Raw genomic sequence first — 20,896 nt, 5'->3', positions numbered from 1 at the left:
GTGACGAAAGTCGTTTACCGGGGGGGTCTTATCAATAGCGCAACCCTTAGTGCCAGCAGCCTGCTGTTGGCCTCCTTCCTGCTGGCCCCGCTGTCATTCGCACAGGAGGCTGCCGGTGGTGACCCCAATACCCCCAGTGCAGTAAACCTCGATATGGCCAGCTCTCAGGGTTCTCCTGTAGCGGAATCTGGTTTGGTCGCTGCAGGAGGGGAAGCCAGTTCAGCAACTACAGCTGCTGTAATTGACCCTTCTGCACCAGTGATGGCGGAAACGGCTGTTATTGAGCCTTCGGCAGCTGCCCCTGGGGCACTTGTTGGTTCCAATATGGCTAGTGCCCAGGCTGCCGGAAATGAGGTAGAGCAGTGGTTGAACAAGCTCGCCAAGGCTGTCAGCGAGCTGGAGTATAGCGGGCTGGTGACTTTCGAGCATGCCGGCATGTTGGAGACCCTACAGGTAGTGCATGCGGTGCGTGATGGTGAGCAAGTTGAGCGGGTTCGCTATTTGAGTGGCGAACCGCGTGAATTGATCAGTCACGGTAGTGGTGGTAACTGCGAATTCGGTGCGTCCCCCAGCGCGAGGACTACTTTATGGAATGCGGTGGGGCAGCAACAAGTTCAGCGCGCTTATCAGTTTATCTTGCGTGGTGAAGAGCGTATTGCCGACCGGGATGCGGTAGTGATTGAGGCCAGGCCCCGCGACCGCTATCGATTGGGGCTGGTGGTAAGTCTTGACCGTGAGACAGGCTTGCCCTTGAAAACAATGCTGGTGAGTACCCAGGGGCGCGTCTTGGAGCGCTATCAATTTGTACAGCTGGATTTGTCTCCAGTAGAGGACTCGGCCCTGCAGACGGTTTCAAACGCAGCACGACGTATCGACAATCGCAGCACTTGTGAGACTTCACAGAGCCGCTGGCAGGTGCGCTGGTTGCCCGATGGGTTCAAAGTGGTTTCGGTAAAGCCGCTATCAGATGGCGATATGATGGTCTTTAGCGATGGGCTCGGCGTGTTTACTGTGTTTGTACAGCGTCTTGGCCCTGAGCTGGAGAACTTTAAGGGGCGGGCGATCCGCGGTGCCACTGTCGCCTATATGGACCGGATGGAGGTGAAGGGAGTGGCCTATACCGTCACAGTTGTTGGAGAGATTCCCGATGCCACAGCACGTAGAGTGGCCAGCTCCATCATCGAAAAAGGCTGAATTGCTTGCTAGAAGAGCGGGGCCGAGTCGTGGCCATAGAATCTGATGCCGTCTGGGTGGAAACCATCCAGCGCAGTGCCTGTAATGGCTGTGAGGCTAAATCTGGCTGCGGAACTGGTTTGCTCGGAGACTTTTTCTCCTCTTCCACACGTGTGCGGGCGGCTTTAAATGGTTTCCCCGCCGACAAAATCTCTCTGAATGATACAGCGGTTATTGGAATCACCGAGAGTGCTCTGACCAGTAGTACACTACTGGTATACTTGTTGCCACTGCTTTCCCTGGTGCTGGTAGCGCTATTGGGAGATTACCTTTTCGCTGAAACTGGCGCCGTGATTGGCGCAGTTCTCGGCTTGATGGTGGGAGCTTTGGGGGTACGCTGGTACAGCCGCCACCAGTCTTCAAATCCTGTTTACACTCCTGTATTGCTGCGTATCGAGCCCGGCAGCGACCGCTCCTAACCTAAACTGATAGCTCCATAAATCCGATTGGAGACTCTCCATGCTGGCCCGCTGCTACGCTGAGCGCTGGCCCCTGCGCACAGCTTTCGTCATATCCCGGGGTGCCCGCACTGAGGCTGAAGTGGTCGTGGTGGAGGTGAAGTGGGGCGGCATTGTCGGAATTGGTGAGTGCACCCCCTACGCTCGCTATGGAGAGAGCCCAGACTCAGTGATGCACCAACTTGAACCGCTGTTATCTGAGTTAGCTGCGGGCCTGGACAAGGCGCAATTACAGTCACGCCTGCAGGCAGGCGCTGCGCGTAACGCTCTGGATTGTGCATTAGTGGACTGGGAGAGAAAGTACAAAGGGGATGGCTTCGCTGGTCCCGATTCATTGCCTACCGTACAAACCCTGGTTATCGAGAGCCCAGAGGCGATGGCTGATGCTGCCAGTGTCGCTGTTTCCCAGGGAGTAGAGGTGTTAAAGTTGAAATTGGATGACCAGCTTGTGAGCGAAAGGGTGGCCGCGGTGCGTGCCGCCGCTCCTGCCACTGAGTTGGTCATCGATGCCAACGAGGCCTGGCGTAGCGATGGCCTGATTGAGCGCTGCGAAAAGCTTGCTGAAATGGGGGTGGCCATGCTGGAGCAGCCACTGCCCGCGAGTGATGATGAATTCCTGGAGGCCTTCCCTCATCCACTGCCGATCTGCGCGGATGAAAGTTGTCATACCCGTGCTGACTTACCACGCCTGAAAGGCCGCTACGAGATGGTCAATATCAAACTCGATAAAGCTGGCGGAATCACTGAGGCGCGGGCACTGGCCGATCAGGCTGTTGCTGAGGGGTTTGGGTTGATGCTCGGCTGTATGCTCTGCACTTCTCGGGCTATCCGTGCGGCTTGGCCCCTGGGACCAAGGGCGCGCTATCTGGACTTGGACGGCCCCACTTGGCTTGCAAAGGATGCGGAACCCCCTTTACGCTTTGGTGCAGGTCGGGTTTACTGGTCGTAAGTGAGTAGTTCAATGAGTATCGCCAGATAGTCTTCGCTGGCAGCGTCAGCTGAAATCGGTGGAAATTCCACAGTGATGCAGGGCAGCTCCCGTTCGGCGCACCAGGTGCCAAAGGAGCCTGGAGTCTGATAGCCGATTTCCTTAATTAGTTGTAACTGCAATCCTTTGGCCAGCCAGGCACCGAGTTCTGTTTCCTTAGGATCTTCGACGCAGCCAAGAGGCTCGTGGATAGAAACTGCCCAGGCGGGGTTAAGCTTGGCGATCAATTGGCACAATGAAGCGGTTTCGCACTCTGAGGCGGGGCCATCGCCAGTGCTGAGCCTTACATCGCGGGCCTCGGCGGAACTGTTCCAGCGGTATACGTTGCCGCTCGCATCCCAGTTCTTTGTGGCAAAGTTACGGTTGAGGTCTACCCCGCAGGCGTTGCTACGGGTACCTAATTGGCAGCCATCGGGGTTGGCCGCCAGTATGACATGATGTTTCAGCTGGCCCGATGCCAATGCGCGCAGAGCGCAGGAGAGGGCGACCACAGCGGCGACTTCATCGCCGTGAGTGCCGGCCATAACCAGTCCGTGGTTGTGACCGGATTGCGCGGGAAAATAAAAAAGTGGAGCGCCCAGTGCGCTGTATCCATACACCTCCCTGGGGAGGTGAAATTGGCCGCGCTCAGGGCGCGGGCGCAGTTTAGACATCGCTGGCCCTTTACACAGATTTACACACGGCGGCAGAACTTTCGTAGCTGCATCGCCACTAAATCGTTACAAAATGTCCCCCAAGGGGCCGGAGCCGGTATAGAAGGCATGCCCTGGAAGGGACTCAAAATCCAATGGTTTCATATTAGAAGGGATCACTAGGGGTAACAAACCTATGGTTAAACGCTGTACACAATATTTCTTGGTGCTCTGTCTCCTCATTTCAGGCGCTGCCAGTGCCCGAGGGCTACCTGAACTTACTGAGCTTATTGAGGATAACTCTCCCGCGGTGGTGAAAATCAATACCGTGGACCGCAACCGTGTGGCGCGAGGGAATAGCTCCCCCCAATACCAGCAGGAAATTCCAGACATTTTCCGCCACTTACTTGAGCCGCGAAGGCGTCAGCAGCGCCCGGTTGCCAGTATGGGGTCTGGTTTTATTATTTCGGACGACGGTTATATCGTGACGAATAACCATGTGGTTGACGGTGCCGATAAGGTGACGGTCACTCTGACTGATCGCCGTGAATATGAGGCAGAGGTGATTGGTACTGATGTTCGCTCCGATCTCGCTTTACTCAAGATTGAGGCGGATGACCTGTCTGCTGTGCGTTGGGGTGACTCCGAAGAGCTGAAGGTGGGTGAATGGGTGGTCGCTATCGGCTCGCCGTTTGGCCTCGATTATTCCGCTAGTGCCGGTATCGTGAGCGCTATGGGACGCAGTATCCCTAATGAAAGCCGTGAGAATTACGTGCCATTTATCCAGACGGATGTGGCCATTAACCCCGGCAACTCAGGCGGTCCACTGTTTAACCTCGATGGCGAGGTTGTGGGTATTAACTCGCAGATTTATACCCGTAGCGGCGGTTCTATTGGCCTTTCCTTCGCGATTCCAGCAAGCTTGGCCCAAGATGTGGTGGCGCAGCTAAAAGAGAAAGGGCGTGTCGATCGCGGATGGTTGGGTGTAGGTATACGCAATGTAGATCGAGATATGGCCGAGGCTCTGGGGCTTGGCAAGCCGTCTGGGGCGCTAGTGGAGCAGGTGAGTCCTGGCACGCCGGCAGCGGAAGCGGGTATTAAAGCCGGTGATGTAATTACCAGCTTTGATGGCCGCAAAATCGGCGTACATGGCGATCTGCCCCATGTAGTCGGTCAAATTCGCCCGGGTACAGAGGTTCCTGTAGAACTGATGCGTAAAGGCAAGTCTGAGAGACTGAGAGTGGTTGTTGGTGCTTTGCCCGGTTCTGACGGTGAACGAACCCAGGCTGCTAGCCACCCAGCTACCAGTATTGGTGGCCGTCTAGGGGTAGTAGTTGAAGAAATCCCAGATGGAATGAAGCAGCGCTGGAATGTTGAGACCGGTGTTCTCGTTAAACAGGTTATTCCTGGCAAGCCTGGAGCTAAGGCAGGACTGCGTAGTGGCGATATCATTGCCCAGCTCGGATTTGAGGAAGTAGGGGATATAAAAGACTACAAAACTGTGGTTAAGGGGCTTCCCGAGGACGAGCTACTGCCTATCCGATTCTTCCGTGCCGGCCAGTCAACTTTCCGCACTATCAAGATAGAAAGCTAAGGGTGAGAGGCGAATGGTGGCCCAATGGGTCACCTGCCTCTCACCTACATCCATGAGTTCTGTTAGACTTGCGCCACACAGTTGGCATGGTTGCCAGCTAATCAATTGATTTTTCAAGGGTTTTTATTCCGCAGTGGCCACAGATCTCTCTCATATCCGCAATTTCTCCATTATTGCCCATATCGACCACGGGAAATCTACCCTGGCTGACCGCTTTATTCAGGACTGTGGGGGACTCTCCGACCGGGAGATGGCCGAACAGGTTCTGGATAGTATGGAACTGGAGCGCGAGCGCGGAATTACCATTAAAGCGCAAAGCGTAACGCTTGATTACAAGGCGCGGGATGGCAAGACCTACCAGCTGAATTTTATTGATACGCCAGGACATGTGGACTTCTCCTATGAGGTTTCTCGCTCTCTGGCAGCCTGTGAGGGTGCGCTTCTGGTTGTGGATGCGGCCCAGGGGGTGGAAGCCCAGTCAGTCGCCAACTGCTACACCGCTATTGAGCAGGGGCTGGAGGTTATTCCAGTTCTCAATAAGATGGATTTGCCCCAGGCAGACCCGGAAAAGGTTGCTGAGGAGATTGAGGATATCATCGGCATTGATGCCGCCGATGCCACCCGGTGCAGTGCCAAGTCAGGCCTGGGTGTGGAAGATGTCCTGGAAGACTTGGTGCGACTGGTACCACCACCTGAGGGTGATGTAGATGCGCCTCTTCAAGCCTTGATTATTGATTCCTGGTTCGATAGCTACTTGGGAGTTGTATCCCTGGTTCGTGTAGTGCAGGGAACCCTGAAAACCAAAGACAAGATTGTTACCAAATCTATTGGCCGCGCTCATGTGGTGGACAGTATCGGCATCTTTACCCCTAAGCGCCACGAAACCGGTGTTTTGCGCGCTGGTGAGGTAGGTTTTGTGGTGGCCGGTATTAAGGATATTCATGGTGCGCCGGTGGGTGACACCCTGACTCATGCCAAGGGTGCCGATGAAATTGAAATGCTGCCGGGCTTCCAGAAAGTTAAGCCACAGGTCTATGCCGGCTTGTTCCCCGTAAGTTCAGACGACTATGAAGCCTTTCGGGATGCGCTGGAGAAGTTATCCCTAAACGATGCTTCTTTGTTCTATGAGCCCGAGACATCTGATGCCCTCGGATTTGGTTTCCGTTGTGGCTTCCTTGGCATGTTGCATATGGAGATTATCCAAGAACGATTGGAGCGCGAATACGACCTGGACCTGATCACCACTGCCCCGACGGTAGTCTATGAGGTTGAACAAACCGATGGCGAAGTGGTGATGGTGGACAACCCCTCGCGCCTACCTGATGTGGGCAATATCGAGGAGATGCGAGAGCCTATTGCCGAGGTGAATATCCTGGTACCGCAGGAGTATTTGGGCAACGTAATTACTCTCTGTGTGGAGAAGCGCGGAATCCAGAAAGATATGCAGTACGTTGGTTCACAGGTATCCCTGCGTTACGAGCTGCCAATGAGCGAAGTGGTGATGGACTTCTTCGACCGCCTCAAGTCTGTGAGCCGTGGTTTTGCCTCTCTTGATTACAGTTTTGTACGCTTCGAGGCAGCAAAACTGGTGCGTCTGGATATCCTGATTAACGGTGACCGGGTTGATGCCCTGGCCCTGATTGTTCACCGCGAAAATGCGCAGCAGAAGGGCCGCGCTATGGCGGAGAAGATGAAAGAGCTGATTCCTCGTCAGATGTTTGATGTGGCGATCCAGGCGGCGATTGGTGGACAGGTAGTTGCACGGACTACGGTGAAAGCCCTGCGTAAGAATGTGACCGCAAAATGTTATGGTGGTGATGTTACCCGTAAGAAAAAACTGCTGGAGAAGCAGAAAGCGGGTAAGCGCCGTATGAAACAGTTAGGCCGTGTGGAAGTGCCGCAAGAAGCCTTCCTGGCTGTATTGAAGGTGGACCAGTAGTGGGCGTGCCTGCTATTGAGATCAAGGATAATAGAGACTCGCAATGGATATTAATTTACCTCTGATTCTGCTCTGGTTGGTTTTAATCAGTGGCGGGATCTGGCTGGTGGACAGTCTGTTTTTCGCTCGTCGTCGCAAGAAAGAGGCTGGCGCTCAGCAGGAAGACCCAGTTGTTGTTGAATACGCTAAATCATTTTTCCCGATTCTGGCTATCGTATTTGTATTGCGCTCCTTTATTGTCGAGCCTTTCCAGATTCCGTCTGCTTCTATGGTCCCCACCTTGCAGATTGGCGACTTTATTCTGGTGAATAAGTATGAGTACGGTCTGCGCTTGCCTGTATCCCGGACGAAAGTGGTGGATATCGGTGAGCCTCAGCGCGGAGATGTGATGGTGTTTTTCCCACCACACATGAACGATACCTATTTCATCAAGCGAGTGATTGGCTTGCCCGGTGATAAGATCGAATTGAAAAATAACGTGCTCTATGTAAATGGAGAGCTGGCACCACAGGAGTTAATTCAGGCGCTCCCACCGGTTAATCCTAAGGTTGAGATTATGTGGGAGAACCTTTACGGCCAGCGTCACCTAATGGCGAAAAATGTTAGCCCCGGAGAGTATGGAAACTTTAGCGGCACAGTGCCTGAAGGTCACTACTTTATGATGGGCGACAACCGCGATAACAGTCTCGACAGTCGCGCCTGGGGGTTTGTGCCTGAGCGCGATGTGGTAGGCAAGGCTTTTGCTATCTGGATGCATTGGGACAAACTGCTCAGTTTGCCCAGTTTTAAACGTGTAGGCTCTATCCAATAATGAGAATTGGCCGACAGTGCGTCGGCGCTAAGGATTGAGGGCATAATTATGGGTAGTGCTATCCGGATTTCAATGGAGCGCCAGCGCGGTATGAGCTATTGGGGCTGGTTATTGGTTATTGCGGTGCTTGGCTTTGCTCTAACCTGCGTATCCAAAATGGCACCGGCTTATGTGGATGCGCGCTACGTTAACGAAGCGTTAAAAACCCTGGGTGAAAACCCGGAATTGGAAAATATGACAGCGGGCCAGATCAAAAAAGAGATGGGTCGCTACTTTCTGATCAACAATGTGCGAGGAGAGCCCACCAAGGCTCTGCAAGTCGTTCGCGGCGCTAAGAGTACTGTGGTCAGTATAAATTATGAATTGCGGCAGCCGTTGATTTACAACATCGATGTCGTGATGAAGTTTAACAAGCAGCTCGACACGGCCAAGCCGGAGCTTTGCTGTGATCCACTGGTAGATCTGGAGCAATTCCGTAAACGTGACTGATCTTTTACTGGAGCGCCTGTGTACGCGTCTCGGCTACAAGTTTGAACAAGGTGATCTGTTAGAGCTTGCGCTGACACACCGCTCCCACGGCAGCCGCAATAACGAGCGTCTGGAATTCCTTGGCGATTCTATTCTCGGTTTTACTATTGGGGCTGCGCTTTACGAACAGTTTCCCGAGGGCAGGGAAGGGCAGTTAAGCCGTTTGCGTGCGCAGTTGGTCAGCGGAGAAACCCTGGCAAAGCTAGCTCGTGAGCTGGATATTGGAGACTGCCTGCGCCTTGGCGAAGGTGAGATGAAAAGCGGCGGTTTTCGGCGCGCCTCAATTCTGGCTGATGCGGTGGAAGCCCTGATCGGTGCTATTTACCTGGATGCTGGTCTAGAGGCTGCGCGCACCAGGGTATTGGAGTGGTTTGCCCCGCGGCTGCAAGGCCTGTCCCTGGAAACTGTAAAGGATCCGAAGACTCGTCTGCAGGAGTGGTTGCAGGGGCGTAAGAAGCCACTCCCGGAGTATTCTGTGGTGGATGTCTCCGGCGCTGAACACGCCCAGCACTTTATCGTTGAATGTCGGGTCAGCGGTCTGGCACAACCAGCTCGAGGAGAGGCTAGCAGTCGTCGCGCCGCAGAAAAGATCGCTGCTGTAGAAGCTTACAGGCAGCTTACCGGCCAGGATTAACCTTACACTAGTTGAGAAGGCGTAACCCCGCCTGTCTCGAAATGACAGCCCCCTGCACTGGGGGTGAGCTGGTTCCGGACTTCCCGGGCGCGTCCAAACTTTTTCGGAGAACTTTTTTGAGCGAACAACCCTCTCGCTGCGGCTATGTCGCGATTGTAGGTCGTCCCAATGTGGGCAAATCCACACTTTTGAACCATTTGCTGGGACAAAAGCTGGCGATTACTTCACGTAAGCCACAGACCACCCGCCACAATATGCTTGGTATTAAAACCGAGGGCCCCAACCAGATTATTTTTGTGGATACGCCAGGCCTGCATTCGGATCAAGAGAAAGCGATTAACCGCTATATGAACCGGGCTGCATCCAGTGCTGCGCGGGATGTGGATGTGGTGGTTTTTGTCGTGGAGCGCACTCGATGGAGTGAGGGCGATCAGTTGGTGGCCGATAAGCTACGGGGTTTGAAATGCCCTCTGATTATTGCAGTTAACAAGGTAGATCAGTTGGAGGATAAGGGAGAACTTTTGCCACAACTGCAGACTTTGGCAGAGCAGCATCCCAAAGCAGAAATCGTACCTATTTCGGCATTGCGCAATGTCAATCTAGAGGCTCTGGAGGAGGTGATTCTCAAGCACCTGCCAGAGGGACAGCACTTTTTCCCGGAAGATCAGGTGACCGATCGCAGTTCCCGCTTTCTTGCTGCGGAGATTGTGCGTGAAAAAATTATGCGTCAGCTGGGAGCTGAAGTTCCTTACCAGGTGACTGTTGAGGTTGAGGAGTTTAAACAGGAAGGCAAAATTCTGCATATCAGTGCCGCGATCCTGGTAGAGCGCTCTGGGCAAAAGCGAATCATTATTGGGAACAAAGGTGAGCGTATCAAGCAAATCGGCAGCCAGGCACGTGAGGATATGGAGCGGTTGTTTGACAGTAAAGTTATGCTGAATTTGTGGGTAAAGGTGAAGTCCGGTTGGTCTGATGATGAGAGAGCCCTGCGCAGTCTCGGCTATCGCGATGAGTAACAGGTCTTTGCCTGGCTGCTGACAGTATGAATACACCTCCGCCGGCACAGCCGGCGTATATCCTGCACTCCCGCCCCTATCGAGACTCCAGTCTGATTTTGGAGTTACTCACACCAGATTTTGGGCGAATCAGTTGTGTTGCTCGTGGTGCGCGTAGGGACAAGCAGCGACGCCGGCAAGCCCTACAACCATTTTCACCTCTGCTGGTCTCCCTGCTAGGTAATGGGCCACTGAAGACCCTGGGCCCGGTAGAAAATGCCGGTGGTCCACTTTGGCTGAAAGGGCGGGCCGTATACGGAGGCCTTTATTCCAATGAGTTGCTGGTAAGGCTGTTACCGGAAGGGGAGGGTCACTATGCATTGTTTGCCGCTTATCAGGGGCTGCTGCAGATACTGTCTAACTTGGGTGGCAGTGACAGCACAGAGATGGAAGGCCCGCTACGTAGCTTTGAGCTACGGTTGCTCACTGAGCTTGGTAGTTGTCCGCCGCTGGATCAATGTGCTGGTGGTCAGGGGGGGGTGGTTGCGGATAGTTGTTATCGGTTCGAACTTGAGCGGGGTTTTGTTTCAATATTTCGGCCTCAGGGCGGAGTGCTGTGCGATAGTGAATTTCGTGGAGCCGAGTTGCTGGGTATTGCAAGGGCGCAAGATGATGGGCACTGGCCGATAGGGTTGTTGGCCCCCGCGAAGCGTTTGACTCGCTTATTACTACGTAGCTTACTTTGTGATAAACCACTGCAGAGCCGCGAATTGTTTAAACAGGTCTATGGGAAGTGATTGTTAGTATCGGTACAGATATCTGTAGTTACCAGCGTATTGACGCGGTCTGGAAGCGCCATGGTGGGCGCTTTGTTGAGCGTATCTTGAGCGATGGTGAACGCTGTGATTTTGCTGACCTGGCTGAGGTTAATCGTGCGGCCTACTTGTGCAAACGCTTTGCCGCTAAAGAGGCTTTGGGCAAAGCATTAGGTACAGGTATTGGTGAAGGCGTCTCCTGGCAGGATATTGAGATACGCCGGCGTAAAGGGGCAGCCCCTCAGGTTTTGCTGAGTGGCGCAGCGCAGCAACGCGCTCGCGCTATGGGGGTTGACGTGATTCACCTGTCTCTTTCCGATGAGAAGGATGCAGCTTTAGCTTTTGTGATTTTCGAGAGGCATTAGGCCACCTCGAGTCCAAAAAGCGTATCCAGGTCTTGCTCCGAGGCCCACTCACGCAGAGCGCGAATCTCCCTCAGTACAGCATCCAGCTTACGACGATCAATCCCTGCCGGCTCATCATCTTTTTGTGTGCGCAACTCTTCCTGCAGAACACAGGTGGCTTCGCGCAACCTGGAAACGCCGCAATAACAGCACCCCCCGTGCATTCGGTGGGTTAGTTCAAACATGCTTTTGAAGTCACCGATGACTTGTAGGCGTTCAAGTTCACGCTCATCGGAAGCCAGCCCATCCACAAGCATCTGCAACATATCCCTGGCCAGCTTGGCATCGCCATTGGCTAGAGTCATGCTCTCGCCAATATCTACAAGCCGCATCTTGTTGAAATTCAGCTTTTCCACCACTTGCGGTGTGATAAGTTTCAGCCAGCGTTTGATCATGTGGGATAGCTGGGCCTCGCTCACGGGCTTACTAAGATAGTCATCCAGTCCTGCGGATAACAATCGAGCTTTTTCCTCGGCACCTGCGTGGGCAGTGAGGGCGATAATTGGTGTCCGTTTGCCGGCTTCCCGTTCGCGGATACAGCGAGTAACTTCAATACCATCCATACCGGGCATCTGGATGTCCATAAAGACAAGATCGAAAGTACTCTGTTGCCAGTGTTGCAGGGCCTCCTGACCGCTAGCGGCAATAACCACCTCCACACCCTGGGCACGTAGTAGTTCACCAACTAGGCGCCGGTTGGCTGCGTGATCATCGACTGCGAGGACCCGTGGCGGGGCGGGCCAGGGGAGGGCGGGTATGGCTCCGCTACTGGAGCGCTGCTGGCTTTGTTGCGGCACTGACCTTTTCAATGCGCGCAACAGATTTTCCCTAGTTACCGGCTTGCCCAGGAAGGTAAGTGTTCGGGTGCGAAGCTGCTCGTAGCAACGCCGAAGCTCAGCCGGGGCTCCAAGAACAATAACTCGACATTGGTAAGCATCCACTAGGGATTGCACCTTGACACTGAAGCTGTCGAAATCCCCTTTGGCGATGGCAGTATCGATAATCACTGCATCAGGCAGTGCGTCGTGTCGCCACATTTGTTCAATGGCTGGTTGAAGCGTGTCGGTATCGGTGAGCTCCACGGGTTCAACCTGCCACTGCTTGAGCAGTTGTGCTACCTGGGTGCGGGTGAGTTCGTTGGGGTCGGCAATCAGGATGCGACAATTGGGGAACATTACCCTAGGTGGTATGCCGCGGTTGCGTTCCGGGACCAAAGTCAGCTGTACCCAGCAGGTACTGCCGTCGTTAGCCGCTTTCTCCAGGCCGGTGTTGCCACGCATGCGCTCAACCAGGCTGCGGGCAATAGACATGCCGAGGCCGTTGGCGCTGATCTGTTGTGCATGTTGCGGTGTCTTGGTATTGAGAATCTGCTGTAGCTCGCGACGTCCAGCATCATCTATGCGGTTGCCGAGATCGGTAACACTGATACGCAGCACCAGTTCAGAATCATTGTTGCTTTGTACCGTAAGGCGTACAGGTATATTGCCATTTTCAGAGCTTCGTACAGCATTGCCCAACAGGTTTGTCAGTATTTGCTTGGTGCGTAAAGGGTCGCCAACCAGTGTAGAGGGTAACTGGGGGTCAATCAGTGGCACTAGTTCCAAGTGATGCTCGTAGGCATAGGGAGCGAGGATCTGTAGAGTTTCTTCTAATAGTTGCCCCAGATCCATGGGAATATGATCGAGCACCAGGTTGCCAGATTCGATGCGGGAGAAATCCAGGATATCATTGATAGTGGTGAGCAGGTTTTCCGACGAGCGCAGGATGGTTTGCAGGTAGTCCTGCTGTAATTCGTCGATCTCGGTTTTCAGCAGTAAATTGGTGAAGCCGATGATGCCATTTAAGGGGGTGCGGATCTCGTGACTGGTGTTTGCCAGGAAGGTAGACTTGATTCGACTGGCCTCTTGAGCTCTCTTTCGAGCTAGATCCAGCTCAATATTTTGCTCCTCCATACTATCAAGGGACTGTCGCATATCGTCCATAGCCTGCATTAAATTAGACTTGTACTCGAGTTGATAGCTGGAAAGGCCCTCGGCCATTTCATTAATCTGCTTCGCCAATTGGGCGAGTTCCCGGTTCTCGATTTCGTGAGTGCGGCGGTCGAACTCTCCGCGCCCAATGGCCTGTAATACTTGCCCCATCCGGACGAGGCTGTGGGCAAATCGCTCAGAGAGGATTACCGACCAGGCCAGCGCTGCCAGGGTGCAGATAATCAAGCCGACCAGCCCTACAAGAATCACTTGGTAAGTGCCCACCAGGAAATAGGGGCGGTGCAACTCAATACTAATCCAGCAGGTGGTAATATCACCCTTTAGGGGCTGCAACACCTGCAAGCTTTCGTCATCCTCAAAAATAAATGGCTCGCGCCTTTGCAGCTGCTCACTTGTTATTGGGGTTCGTGGGCGCGGGCCGACGCTAGCCAGTAGACCCAGTCCCGTCGCCAGGTCCAATGGGAGTTTCTTGCTCGCTTCGGTGGAATAGATATGCACCGAACGCACCATGTCCTTCTCTAGCATTAAGGCCAATAAGCTTTTGCGCAGCCATTCCATGCGCAGTTCGGTCGGGTGCCCTCCGCTCATCTCGATGAGTTCTGCAAGTTGTTCTGCACTGGCCCGCCCGTGGCTGAGTAGCAGCTGGCGCCGGTCATGCATCTGTTGCAGAGTAAAGACCAGTGCCAAAGTCATTGCCAGGATCAGTGCCGGGGCAACCGTAAAACGGAACATAGTGGAGCGCAGTGAACGTAATTCCCCGGGGGCTGGCAGGGATGGAATTGAGCTTTTGGGGGCCATGGTGAAAGAAGGGCCTTGTGCGATTATTTTTTCCCCATTTTACCTATATGGATCAGGTGGTGCACTCTCATGTAAAGAGTTGAAGAAATTGTTTCTTCTCGAGAGTGTCATTTCGTAATAACCCGACTATATAGTCCACATACAGAGTTGGTATTTAGCGATGTGTAGGCGTTCAGGTAAACTGTCCGGCCGCAATATCTGTCTGGAACTGAATGCACTATGGATTACCCCACAATTGCTGACTGTGTAGGCAATACTCCACTGGTTAAATTACAGCGCCTGCCTGGTGATACCAGCAATACGATTTTGCTTAAGCTGGAAGGGAATAATCCTGCTGGTTCTGTCAAAGACCGTCCGGCACTTTCCATGATTAACCGGGCTGAAGCCAAGGGACAGATCAAGCCTGGTGATACCCTGATCGAAGCAACCAGCGGCAATACCGGCATTGCCCTGGCGATGGCGGCAGCTATAAAAGGCTACCGTATGATCCTGATTATGCCTGACAGTGCTACAGCCGAGCGCAAGGCATCCATGACTGCCTACGGAGCGGAATTGATCCTGGTCAGCGCGGAACAGGGCATGGAGGGCGCACGTGATTTGGCGCTAAAAATGCAGAGTGACGGTATGGGGCTGGTACTAAATCAGTTTGCCAATACTGATAACCCTCTAGCCCATTACGAGGGCACAGGCCCAGAAATTTGGCAGCAGACAGGAGGAGAAATAACACATTTTGTTTCGTCTATGGGAACAACCGGCACCATTATGGGGTGTGGTCGTTTTTTGAAAGAGCAAAATCCGGAGATCCAGATTGTTGGGTTGCAACCAACCGATGGGTCCAGTATTCCCGGTATTCGCCGTTGGCCTCAAGCTTATCTGCCAAAGATTTTTGTCCCTGAAGAAGTGGATCTGGTCATCGATATGGATCAGAGTGAAGCTGAAGATATGACACGGAGGTTGGCGCGAGAGGAGGGTATTTTCTGTGGTGTCTCCTCGGGTGGCGCTGTAGCTGGTGCGCTGCGACTTTCCACCCAGGTGGAAAACGCTATTATCGTTGCTATTATTTGTGATCGAGGAGATCGCTATTTATCCTCAGGACTGTTTAACCAGTAAATTTTTTTCAGGCTGGTGAGACCTTATTGCCAGCCTAGCTGTTCCTCAGCAAACATTACGCGTATATTTTTCCTTTTTTCCCAATTAATTTTTCTCACAAAATAAAATTTACTCCTTTTTAGTAAATTCGGTTTTACTTCCTTGGTTGCATTCCCAATTTTTTTAACTGAGTAATTCCTCACTTGCTGGACTTTTTTAGATGAAGCCATTTTAGGCTGTCTGGGGGCATTTGTTGAGTGTTTAATCTTTTGGCAGAAACTTTTCGAAGGGCCATTTCTTAGTTAATGCTGGTTTTTGAAAACCTACAAAACAAAATTTTATTGCAAATGGTTTGTACTGTGGGTCGGCTTTTACTTTTACACGTGGGCATTTCTTTACAAGTATTTTATGTGACTGTCCAGCCAGAGGGCTGGTTGTATTCGCAGCTATTCTCTTGTCAAGTTTGACAAGCTGCTGCGAAAGAATGCTGAATTTCACGCAGCTTGTTGAAAAATATAAAGAAAATCGTGGACTTTAGTGTGTTCAAACCTATGATAGAAGCGCTCCTTTAAGGGCTATACACACTTTATTTACCTGGCACTGCAGTTTCGTAGTTGGGTGGGGAGTGCCAGTAAGTTTCCAAATTCCTGTTTCGGTCCGGTAAGACATGGTTCAAGTCAGAAAACATCATTCCTTCGGAGGTGAGAGCGAACTCGACCTGGAGTCTTGGCTTCGTCATGTACAGAAATTGGCGGGCCTGGATGGCGCTGCGATAGTAAAACTGCGCCGCGCCGCTGAAGTGAGCGCGGAAGCGGAGCAGCGGGCTATTGAAGCGGAAAACATATGGGCGGAAGGCGCAAGTAGTTTTGCTACAGGCCTGGAAATGGCAGAGATTCTGGCGGATCTGCAAATTGATTCAGAAGCATTGGTCGCAGCTGTTCTTTATCGGGCTGTGCGTGAAAAGCGCATGCCAATTAAAAGTGTCGAGGAAGAGTTTGGTTCGACAGTAGCCAAGCTGATCCGAGGGGTGTTGCGAATGGCGGCAATTCGCAGTCGCAGCGCAGATACAGGAGATGAACGTAAAAGTGGTGCTGTAGAAGAGCACTCTGAAAATATCCGCCGCATGTTGGTAGCTCTGGTGGATGATGTTCGAGTCGCTCTGATCAAGCTCGCGGAGCGAACCTGTGCAATTCGTGCGGCGAAGAATGTAGAACAGGCAAAGCGTACTCGAGTGGCGCGGGAGGTGGCTGATATCTATGCGCCGCTTGCCCATCGATTGGGTATTGGTCATATCAAGTGGGAATTGGAAGACCTCTCTTTTCGCTACCTGGAGCCAAACGATTACAAGCAGATTGCCCGCTTGCTGGATGAAAAGCGGCTGGCGCGCCAGAAGTATATTGATGAGGTGTTGGAGCTTCTGCGCAAAGAGTTGGCTAAGGCAGACATTGAGGGAGATGTCTACGGTCGTGCAAAGCATATCTACAGTATCTGGCGTAAGATGCGCCGCAAGAATATCGGCTTTTCCCAAGTTTATGATATCCGCGCTGTACGCATCCTTGTACCTACAGTGCGAGATTGCTATGCGGTATTGGGTATAGTGCATAACCTATGGCGCAATATCCCCAATGAATTTGATGATTATATTGCCTCTCCCAAGGAGAACGGCTATCGCTCGCTGCATACAGCGGTTATTGGCCCAGAGCGCAAGGTGCTGGAAGTCCAGATTCGTACTTTTGCTATGCATGAGGAAGCCGAATATGGTGTCTGCGCCCATTGGCGCTATAAGGGTACTGACCTGAAAAGTGAGAGCAAGGATAGCTATGAGCAGAAGATTTCCTGGCTGCGCCAAGTGCTCGACTGGCACGAAGAGGTGGGAGGCAACCCTCTGCAGGACGATCTGCAGACCGGCGAAGGGGACTCACGTATTTATGTGTTCACCCCGGATGGCCATGTGGTGGATTTGCCCCGTGGGGCTACGCCGCTGGATTTTGCTTATAAAATCCATACTGAAATTGGTCATCGCTGCCGTGGAGCAAAAGTGGACGGGCGGATTGTCCCTCTAAACCACGAATTGCAGACTGCCAACCAGGTAGAAATCCTGACCAGTAAACGTGAGGCACCGAGTCGTGATTGGCTGTCCTCGGGGATGGGCTATATCACTACCTCGCGTGCCCGTGCCAAGATTATTCACTGGTTTAAACAGCAGGCACGTGACCAGAATATTGCTGATGGCCGCAGCATACTTGATGGCGAGTTTAAACAACTGGCCCTGAGTGACTTTGATTTTGAGAAGCTAGCAGCGAAACTGAACATGCACTCGCTGGATGACCTCTATGCAGCGGTAGGCGCGGGTGATATCGGTGTAGGGCAGGTATTAAATACCGCCCAACGTATGGTCAAAGTTGATTATGCTGAGCGCGTGCCATCTCTTACCGCATCGGTCGCGCGTGGTGAGGGTAAGACAGATGTTTATATTGATGGAGTAGGTAATTTACTCACTCATATTGCCGGTTGCTGTAACCCGGTGCCCGGTGACGAAATTATGGGGTATATCACCCTCGGGCGCGGGGTTTCCATTCACCGCAAGGACTGCGCCAATATGTTACGGATGCAGGCGGAGGAGTCAGAGCGCGTTCTGCAGGTAAACTGGGCGGAAAAGCCGCGTGAACTCTACGCAGTGGAAATCATTATTGAGGCTTATGATCGCCTTGGTCTGCTACGAGATGTCACTGCCATGCTGGATAGTCAGAAAATTAATGTCACGGCTATGCAGACTCATTCCAATAAGCATAAGCACACCGTTGAAATGGTGCTGACTGCTGAAATTCACAACTTTGAAGAATTGAGTTACGTGCTGCATCGCATTAATCGCCTGCCTAATGTGGCATCGGCGAAGAGACGCATGTTGCGCTGAATAAGGGGGGGTAGGTGCAAGATAAATACAAGGTGGAGGACCTGCTTCACCTGATGGCCCAGCTGCGTAACCCGGACGGCGGCTGCCCTTGGGATTTGAAGCAGACTTTTGCCAGCATAGTTCCTTCTACGGTCGAAGAGGCCTACGAAGTAGCTGAGGCCATTGAAATTGAGGACTACGAACACCTCCATGAAGAGCTCGGTGATCTGTTATTTCAGGTGATTTTCTACTCACAGCTTGGTTGTGAGCAGGGCTATTTCGATTTTTCACGTATAGTCGATACTCTGGTGCGCAAGCTGGTACGCCGTCATCCGCATGTTTTTCCCAGTGGAGAACTCTATGGGGACAATGACTCTGGTTCTGTGGATGAAGCCCAGGTAAAGCAGAACTGGGAAGCGATAAAAACTGAAGAGCGTAATGCCAAAGGCGAGTCTGGAGTTCTAGCCGGTGTTACGGTAGGGCTACCAGCATTGACGCGTGCGGCCAAATTACAGAAGCGTGCGTCCCAAGTGGGTTTTGATTGGCCGGATATTAGTGGCGTGCTGGACAAGATCGAGGAAGAAGTTGCAGAGCTACGCGAGGCTGTTGAAACTGGAGATCGTGAGCATGCCAGGGAGGAGCTTGGCGATTTACTGTTTTCCTGTGTAAATGCTGCTCGTCACTTGAAAGAAGACCCGGAAGCATCACTACGCCACTGCAATCGAAAGTTTGAGCGACGCTTTGGAAGTGTAGAGGCAGTCCTGAAGGCTCAGGGGCGTAGACCAGCTGACGCTAACCTTGAGGAGCTGGATCAGCTTTGGGATAGAGCCAAGGCGGAGGAGAAACCGGGCTCTGCTCAATGATTCTCTCTCGAAAGGGGGGCGGATATCTTGCGGGATTCGCCTCGCATTAGCAGCAATCTTGCCCAATTTGGGGTCTGCGTGTAAGGTAGCGCTCTTTTGGCACGGCGGCTCTATTGGTGCGTCGACAGTTTTGGAGGCTAACTGAACATGCGAATTATTCTCTTGGGGGCGCCGGGAGCCGGCAAAGGCACTCAGGCACAATTCATAACAGAGAAGTTCGGCATTCCGCAGATCTCCACCGGCGATATGCTTCGTGCAGCGGTGAAGGCAGGCACACCTCTCGGCTTGCAGGCGAAAGATATTATGGAAGCCGGCAAGCTGGTCTCTGATGACCTGATTATTGCCCTGGTAAAGGAGCGTATCGCCCAGTCAGACTGCACAAATGGATTCCTGTTTGACGGTTTCCCTCGCACTATTCCTCAGGCGCAGGCCCTGTTGGATGCAGATATCCATATCGATCATGTACTGGAAATCGCTGTTGACGATGAGGAAATCGTTAAGCGCCTATCTGGCCGCCGTGTGCATGAAGGATCTGGCCGTGTATATCACATTGTCTATAACCCGCCCAAGAGTGAAGGACTGGATGATGTGACTGGTGAGACACTCATACAGCGCAGTGATGACACTGAAGAAACTGTGCGCAAGCGTCTGGCTGTTTACCATGAGCAGACTGCTCCTCTGGTTGGTTTCTACCGCGAGCTGGAAAGCCGCTCTCCCGAGGCTGCTCCCAAGTATTCAAAAGTAATGGGAGTGGGCAGTATGGATGATATACGTGAGAAGGTTTTTGAAGCTCTGAGCTGATTGCTTCAGTGACAGTTACTCTAAAAGGCCCCCACCTGGGGGCTTTTTCATTTCTTCCCGACAGCTCCTTTGCTGGTATTTAGGAAAGCCTTTTCTCTTGTAGTTATTTCTTCAGTCATTAACATTGCCGGCAGTTTTTCTTGGCAAATTTGTTTTTCAGACAGGCCCCTCTATGTCCAGTGCGATAATTTTGATGAATTTGGGCACTCCTGCACAGCCAACTGCGCCAGCGGTGAGAAGTTTCTTGAAGGAATTCCTTTCCGATCCCCGGGTAGTGGAAATTCCTCGTCCACTGTGGCTTGCGATACTGAATGGCTTCATTTTGCCATTTCGCCCCAAGCGCATTGCGCCCGCCTATAAAGAGATTTGGAATTGCAGTGCTGATGGTGCTGCAGTTGAAGGTTCGCCACTTCTTTACTATACGCGTCGTCAGGCCGAGCTGTTGCAGGGGTATCTGCGTGATAATGGCCATGATCTGGTGGTCGAGTATGCGATGACTTATGGAGAGCCGCAGTTAGACAATGTGATTGGTGATTTGCGTAAAAAAGGGTGTGAAACTTTCACTGTTTTACCGCTATATCCACAGTATTCAGCTACGACCACTGCCGCAATTTACGATCAAGTGGCGCAAATTTTTCGCAAAAGTCGTGATATTCCGGATATTTCATTGATTCGGGATTATTACCACCACCCCCTCTATATTAAATCCCTTGCGAACTCAGTCAGCGAGCATTGGCAGGCTCAAGGGCAGGCAGAAAAGTTACTGCTGTCATTTCACGGAATTCCAAAAGCAAATGTTGATAAAGGGGATCCCTATTATCGACATTGCACTGAAACTGCACGACTTCTGGCAGAAGAATTACAAATTGAACAAGAGCAGTGGCAAGTCACTTTCCAGTCAAGGTTTGGTAAGGCTGAATGGTTGCAACCCTATACCGATAAAACGCTGATTGAGTGGGGTAAGGGCGGAGTAAAGAGTGTTGATGTTATTTGTCCGGCATTTTCAGCAGACTGCTTGGAGACTCTGGAAGAAATTTCGGTAGAGAATCGCGCTAATTTTATCAATGCTGGAGGCAGTGAATATCGTTATATTCCTGCTCTAAATTTGCGTGAAGATCATATCGAAGCGCTTGCCGCGATCATTGAAGAAAAGTTGTTTGGGCCAAAATAATTTCTATCAGCGGCCTGAAAAAGCCGTTTAGGAGAAATTTGATAAGAAAAACATACTTTTTTGCTGAAAAATTTCTCATTTTTCGCTTTTTTACTTGCAATGCCGGATATTTTTATTAACTTTGATAAAGTTGTATCGAAATTGGCGGTGCGGCGCTCTGCATAAGTGATAAAAACAGCCCGTTGCAGTTTTTATTCGATAGCAAACAGGCAATGCTGCCGGCACACTTTTGGATGTACTTCTTCTTTTCAGTGAGGAG

The 20,896-nt window shown here is 52.1% G+C and carries 18 protein-coding genes; 16 read left to right on the top strand and 2 right to left on the bottom strand.

Features of this window, described 5'->3' with window-relative positions; all coding sequences use genetic code 11:
- From ACJJI7_RS22360 to ycjG, 3 genes are read left to right on the top strand one after another with little or no spacing between them, the layout of a single operon-like run.
- On the top strand, positions 1–1,194 hold the full coding sequence (locus ACJJI7_RS22360; protein WP_020413468.1) for a MucB/RseB family sigma factor regulatory protein: 1,194 nt from the start codon (positions 1–3) through the stop codon (positions 1,192–1,194).
- 29 nt (positions 1,195–1,223) lie between these two features.
- Complete coding sequence (locus tag ACJJI7_RS22355; RefSeq protein ID WP_282952881.1) at positions 1,224–1,652, top strand: SoxR reducing system RseC family protein; 429 nt, start codon at positions 1,224–1,226, stop codon at positions 1,650–1,652.
- 40 nt (positions 1,653–1,692) lie between these two features.
- Positions 1,693–2,640: an L-Ala-D/L-Glu epimerase gene (gene ycjG, locus ACJJI7_RS22350; RefSeq protein ID WP_020413466.1), complete on the top strand. Its 948-nt coding sequence runs from the start codon at positions 1,693–1,695 to the stop codon at positions 2,638–2,640.
- On the opposite strand, the gene mpaA is transcribed toward ycjG, so the two are convergent.
- Positions 2,628–3,332 carry a murein tripeptide amidase MpaA gene (gene mpaA, locus ACJJI7_RS22345; protein ID WP_282952882.1) on the bottom strand — a complete coding sequence of 235 codons (705 nt, stop codon included), beginning with the start codon at positions 3,330–3,332 and terminating at the stop codon, positions 2,628–2,630. The two genes, ycjG and mpaA, sit on opposite strands and share 13 nt — an antisense overlap.
- A 175-nt stretch (positions 3,333–3,507) precedes the next feature.
- On the opposite strand from mpaA, the gene ACJJI7_RS22340 reads away from it, so the two are divergent.
- From ACJJI7_RS22340 to acpS, 8 genes are all read left to right on the top strand, one after another.
- Positions 3,508–4,905: a Do family serine endopeptidase gene (locus ACJJI7_RS22340; RefSeq protein WP_444901191.1), complete on the top strand. Its 1,398-nt coding sequence runs from the start codon at positions 3,508–3,510 to the stop codon at positions 4,903–4,905.
- Between the two features lie 133 nt (positions 4,906–5,038).
- Complete coding sequence (gene lepA, locus ACJJI7_RS22335) at positions 5,039–6,844, top strand: translation elongation factor 4 (protein WP_020413463.1); 1,806 nt, start codon at positions 5,039–5,041, stop codon at positions 6,842–6,844.
- 43 nt (positions 6,845–6,887) lie between these two features.
- Positions 6,888–7,655 carry a signal peptidase I gene (lepB, locus tag ACJJI7_RS22330; RefSeq protein WP_020413462.1) on the top strand — a complete coding sequence of 256 codons (768 nt, stop codon included), beginning with the start codon at positions 6,888–6,890 and terminating at the stop codon, positions 7,653–7,655.
- A gap of 48 nt (positions 7,656–7,703) precedes the next feature.
- The gene (locus ACJJI7_RS22325) at positions 7,704–8,144 is read left to right on the top strand and encodes a DUF4845 domain-containing protein (RefSeq protein ID WP_282952884.1); all 441 of its coding nucleotides are present in this window, start codon (positions 7,704–7,706) and stop codon (positions 8,142–8,144) included.
- Complete coding sequence (gene rnc, locus ACJJI7_RS22320; protein ID WP_020413460.1) at positions 8,137–8,817, top strand: ribonuclease III; 681 nt, start codon at positions 8,137–8,139, stop codon at positions 8,815–8,817. The genes ACJJI7_RS22325 and rnc overlap by 8 nt, the downstream gene beginning before the upstream one ends.
- Positions 8,818–8,933: 116 nt before the next feature.
- Positions 8,934–9,833 carry a GTPase Era gene (gene era, locus ACJJI7_RS22315; RefSeq protein WP_026305091.1) on the top strand — a complete coding sequence of 300 codons (900 nt, stop codon included), beginning with the start codon at positions 8,934–8,936 and terminating at the stop codon, positions 9,831–9,833.
- A gap of 26 nt (positions 9,834–9,859) precedes the next feature.
- Positions 9,860–10,609 carry a DNA repair protein RecO gene (gene recO / locus ACJJI7_RS22310; protein WP_444901192.1) on the top strand — a complete coding sequence of 250 codons (750 nt, stop codon included), beginning with the start codon at positions 9,860–9,862 and terminating at the stop codon, positions 10,607–10,609.
- On the top strand, positions 10,606–10,992 hold the full coding sequence (gene acpS, locus ACJJI7_RS22305) for a holo-ACP synthase (RefSeq protein WP_282952886.1): 387 nt from the start codon (positions 10,606–10,608) through the stop codon (positions 10,990–10,992). The genes recO and acpS overlap by 4 nt, the downstream gene beginning before the upstream one ends.
- On the opposite strand, the gene ACJJI7_RS22300 is transcribed toward acpS, so the two are convergent.
- Positions 10,989–13,820, bottom strand: coding sequence for a response regulator (locus ACJJI7_RS22300; RefSeq protein ID WP_444901193.1), 2,832 nt, complete (start codon positions 13,818–13,820; stop codon positions 10,989–10,991). The two genes, acpS and ACJJI7_RS22300, sit on opposite strands and share 4 nt — an antisense overlap.
- A 219-nt stretch (positions 13,821–14,039) precedes the next feature.
- Here ACJJI7_RS22300 and cysM point away from each other — a divergent pair, with 219 nt between their 5' ends.
- The 5 genes from cysM (at position 14,040) to hemH (ending at position 20,637) form a co-directional block, all read left to right on the top strand.
- On the top strand, positions 14,040–14,930 hold the full coding sequence (gene cysM, locus ACJJI7_RS22295) for a cysteine synthase CysM (RefSeq protein ID WP_282952889.1): 891 nt from the start codon (positions 14,040–14,042) through the stop codon (positions 14,928–14,930).
- 646 nt (positions 14,931–15,576) lie between these two features.
- The gene (gene relA, locus ACJJI7_RS22290) at positions 15,577–17,823 is read left to right on the top strand and encodes a GTP diphosphokinase (protein ID WP_282952890.1); all 2,247 of its coding nucleotides are present in this window, start codon (positions 15,577–15,579) and stop codon (positions 17,821–17,823) included.
- A 14-nt stretch (positions 17,824–17,837) separates the two neighbouring features.
- Entirely contained in the window at positions 17,838–18,665 is an 828-nt protein-coding gene (mazG, locus tag ACJJI7_RS22285) for a nucleoside triphosphate pyrophosphohydrolase (protein ID WP_282952891.1), read from the top strand.
- A 147-nt stretch (positions 18,666–18,812) separates the two neighbouring features.
- Positions 18,813–19,466 carry an adenylate kinase gene (gene adk, locus ACJJI7_RS22280; RefSeq protein WP_020413451.1) on the top strand — a complete coding sequence of 218 codons (654 nt, stop codon included), beginning with the start codon at positions 18,813–18,815 and terminating at the stop codon, positions 19,464–19,466.
- Positions 19,467–19,638: 172 nt separating this feature from the next.
- Entirely contained in the window at positions 19,639–20,637 is a 999-nt protein-coding gene (gene hemH / locus ACJJI7_RS22275) for a ferrochelatase (RefSeq protein ID WP_020413450.1), read from the top strand.
- The last annotated feature ends 259 nt before the right edge of the window (positions 20,638–20,896 follow it).

The sequence above is a fragment of the Microbulbifer variabilis genome (assembly GCF_056232115.1).
The sequence above is the reverse complement of the archived record's forward strand: the minus strand, read 5'-3'. Positions and strand labels throughout refer to the sequence as shown.

What these genes read in the sequence shown, in the direction of transcription:
- ycjG (WP_020413466.1), top strand. Translation starts at nt 1,693, where the DNA reads ATGCTGGCCCGCTGCTACGCTGAGCGCTGGCCCCTGCGCACAGCTTTC.
- mpaA (WP_282952882.1), bottom strand. Translation starts at nt 3,332, where the DNA reads ATGTCTAAACTGCGCCCGCGCCCTGAGCGCGGCCAATTTCACCTCCCC.
- ACJJI7_RS22340 (WP_444901191.1), top strand. Translation starts at nt 3,508, where the DNA reads ATGGTTAAACGCTGTACACAATATTTCTTGGTGCTCTGTCTCCTCATT.
- lepB (WP_020413462.1), top strand. Translation starts at nt 6,888, where the DNA reads ATGGATATTAATTTACCTCTGATTCTGCTCTGGTTGGTTTTAATCAGT.
- ACJJI7_RS22325 (WP_282952884.1), top strand. Translation starts at nt 7,704, where the DNA reads ATGGGTAGTGCTATCCGGATTTCAATGGAGCGCCAGCGCGGTATGAGC.
- recO (WP_444901192.1), top strand. Translation starts at nt 9,860, where the DNA reads ATGAATACACCTCCGCCGGCACAGCCGGCGTATATCCTGCACTCCCGC.
- ACJJI7_RS22300 (WP_444901193.1), bottom strand. Translation starts at nt 13,820, where the DNA reads ATGGCCCCCAAAAGCTCAATTCCATCCCTGCCAGCCCCCGGGGAATTA.
- cysM (WP_282952889.1), top strand. Translation starts at nt 14,040, where the DNA reads ATGGATTACCCCACAATTGCTGACTGTGTAGGCAATACTCCACTGGTT.
- relA (WP_282952890.1), top strand. Translation starts at nt 15,577, where the DNA reads ATGGTTCAAGTCAGAAAACATCATTCCTTCGGAGGTGAGAGCGAACTC.
- adk (WP_020413451.1), top strand. Translation starts at nt 18,813, where the DNA reads ATGCGAATTATTCTCTTGGGGGCGCCGGGAGCCGGCAAAGGCACTCAG.
- hemH (WP_020413450.1), top strand. Translation starts at nt 19,639, where the DNA reads ATGTCCAGTGCGATAATTTTGATGAATTTGGGCACTCCTGCACAGCCA.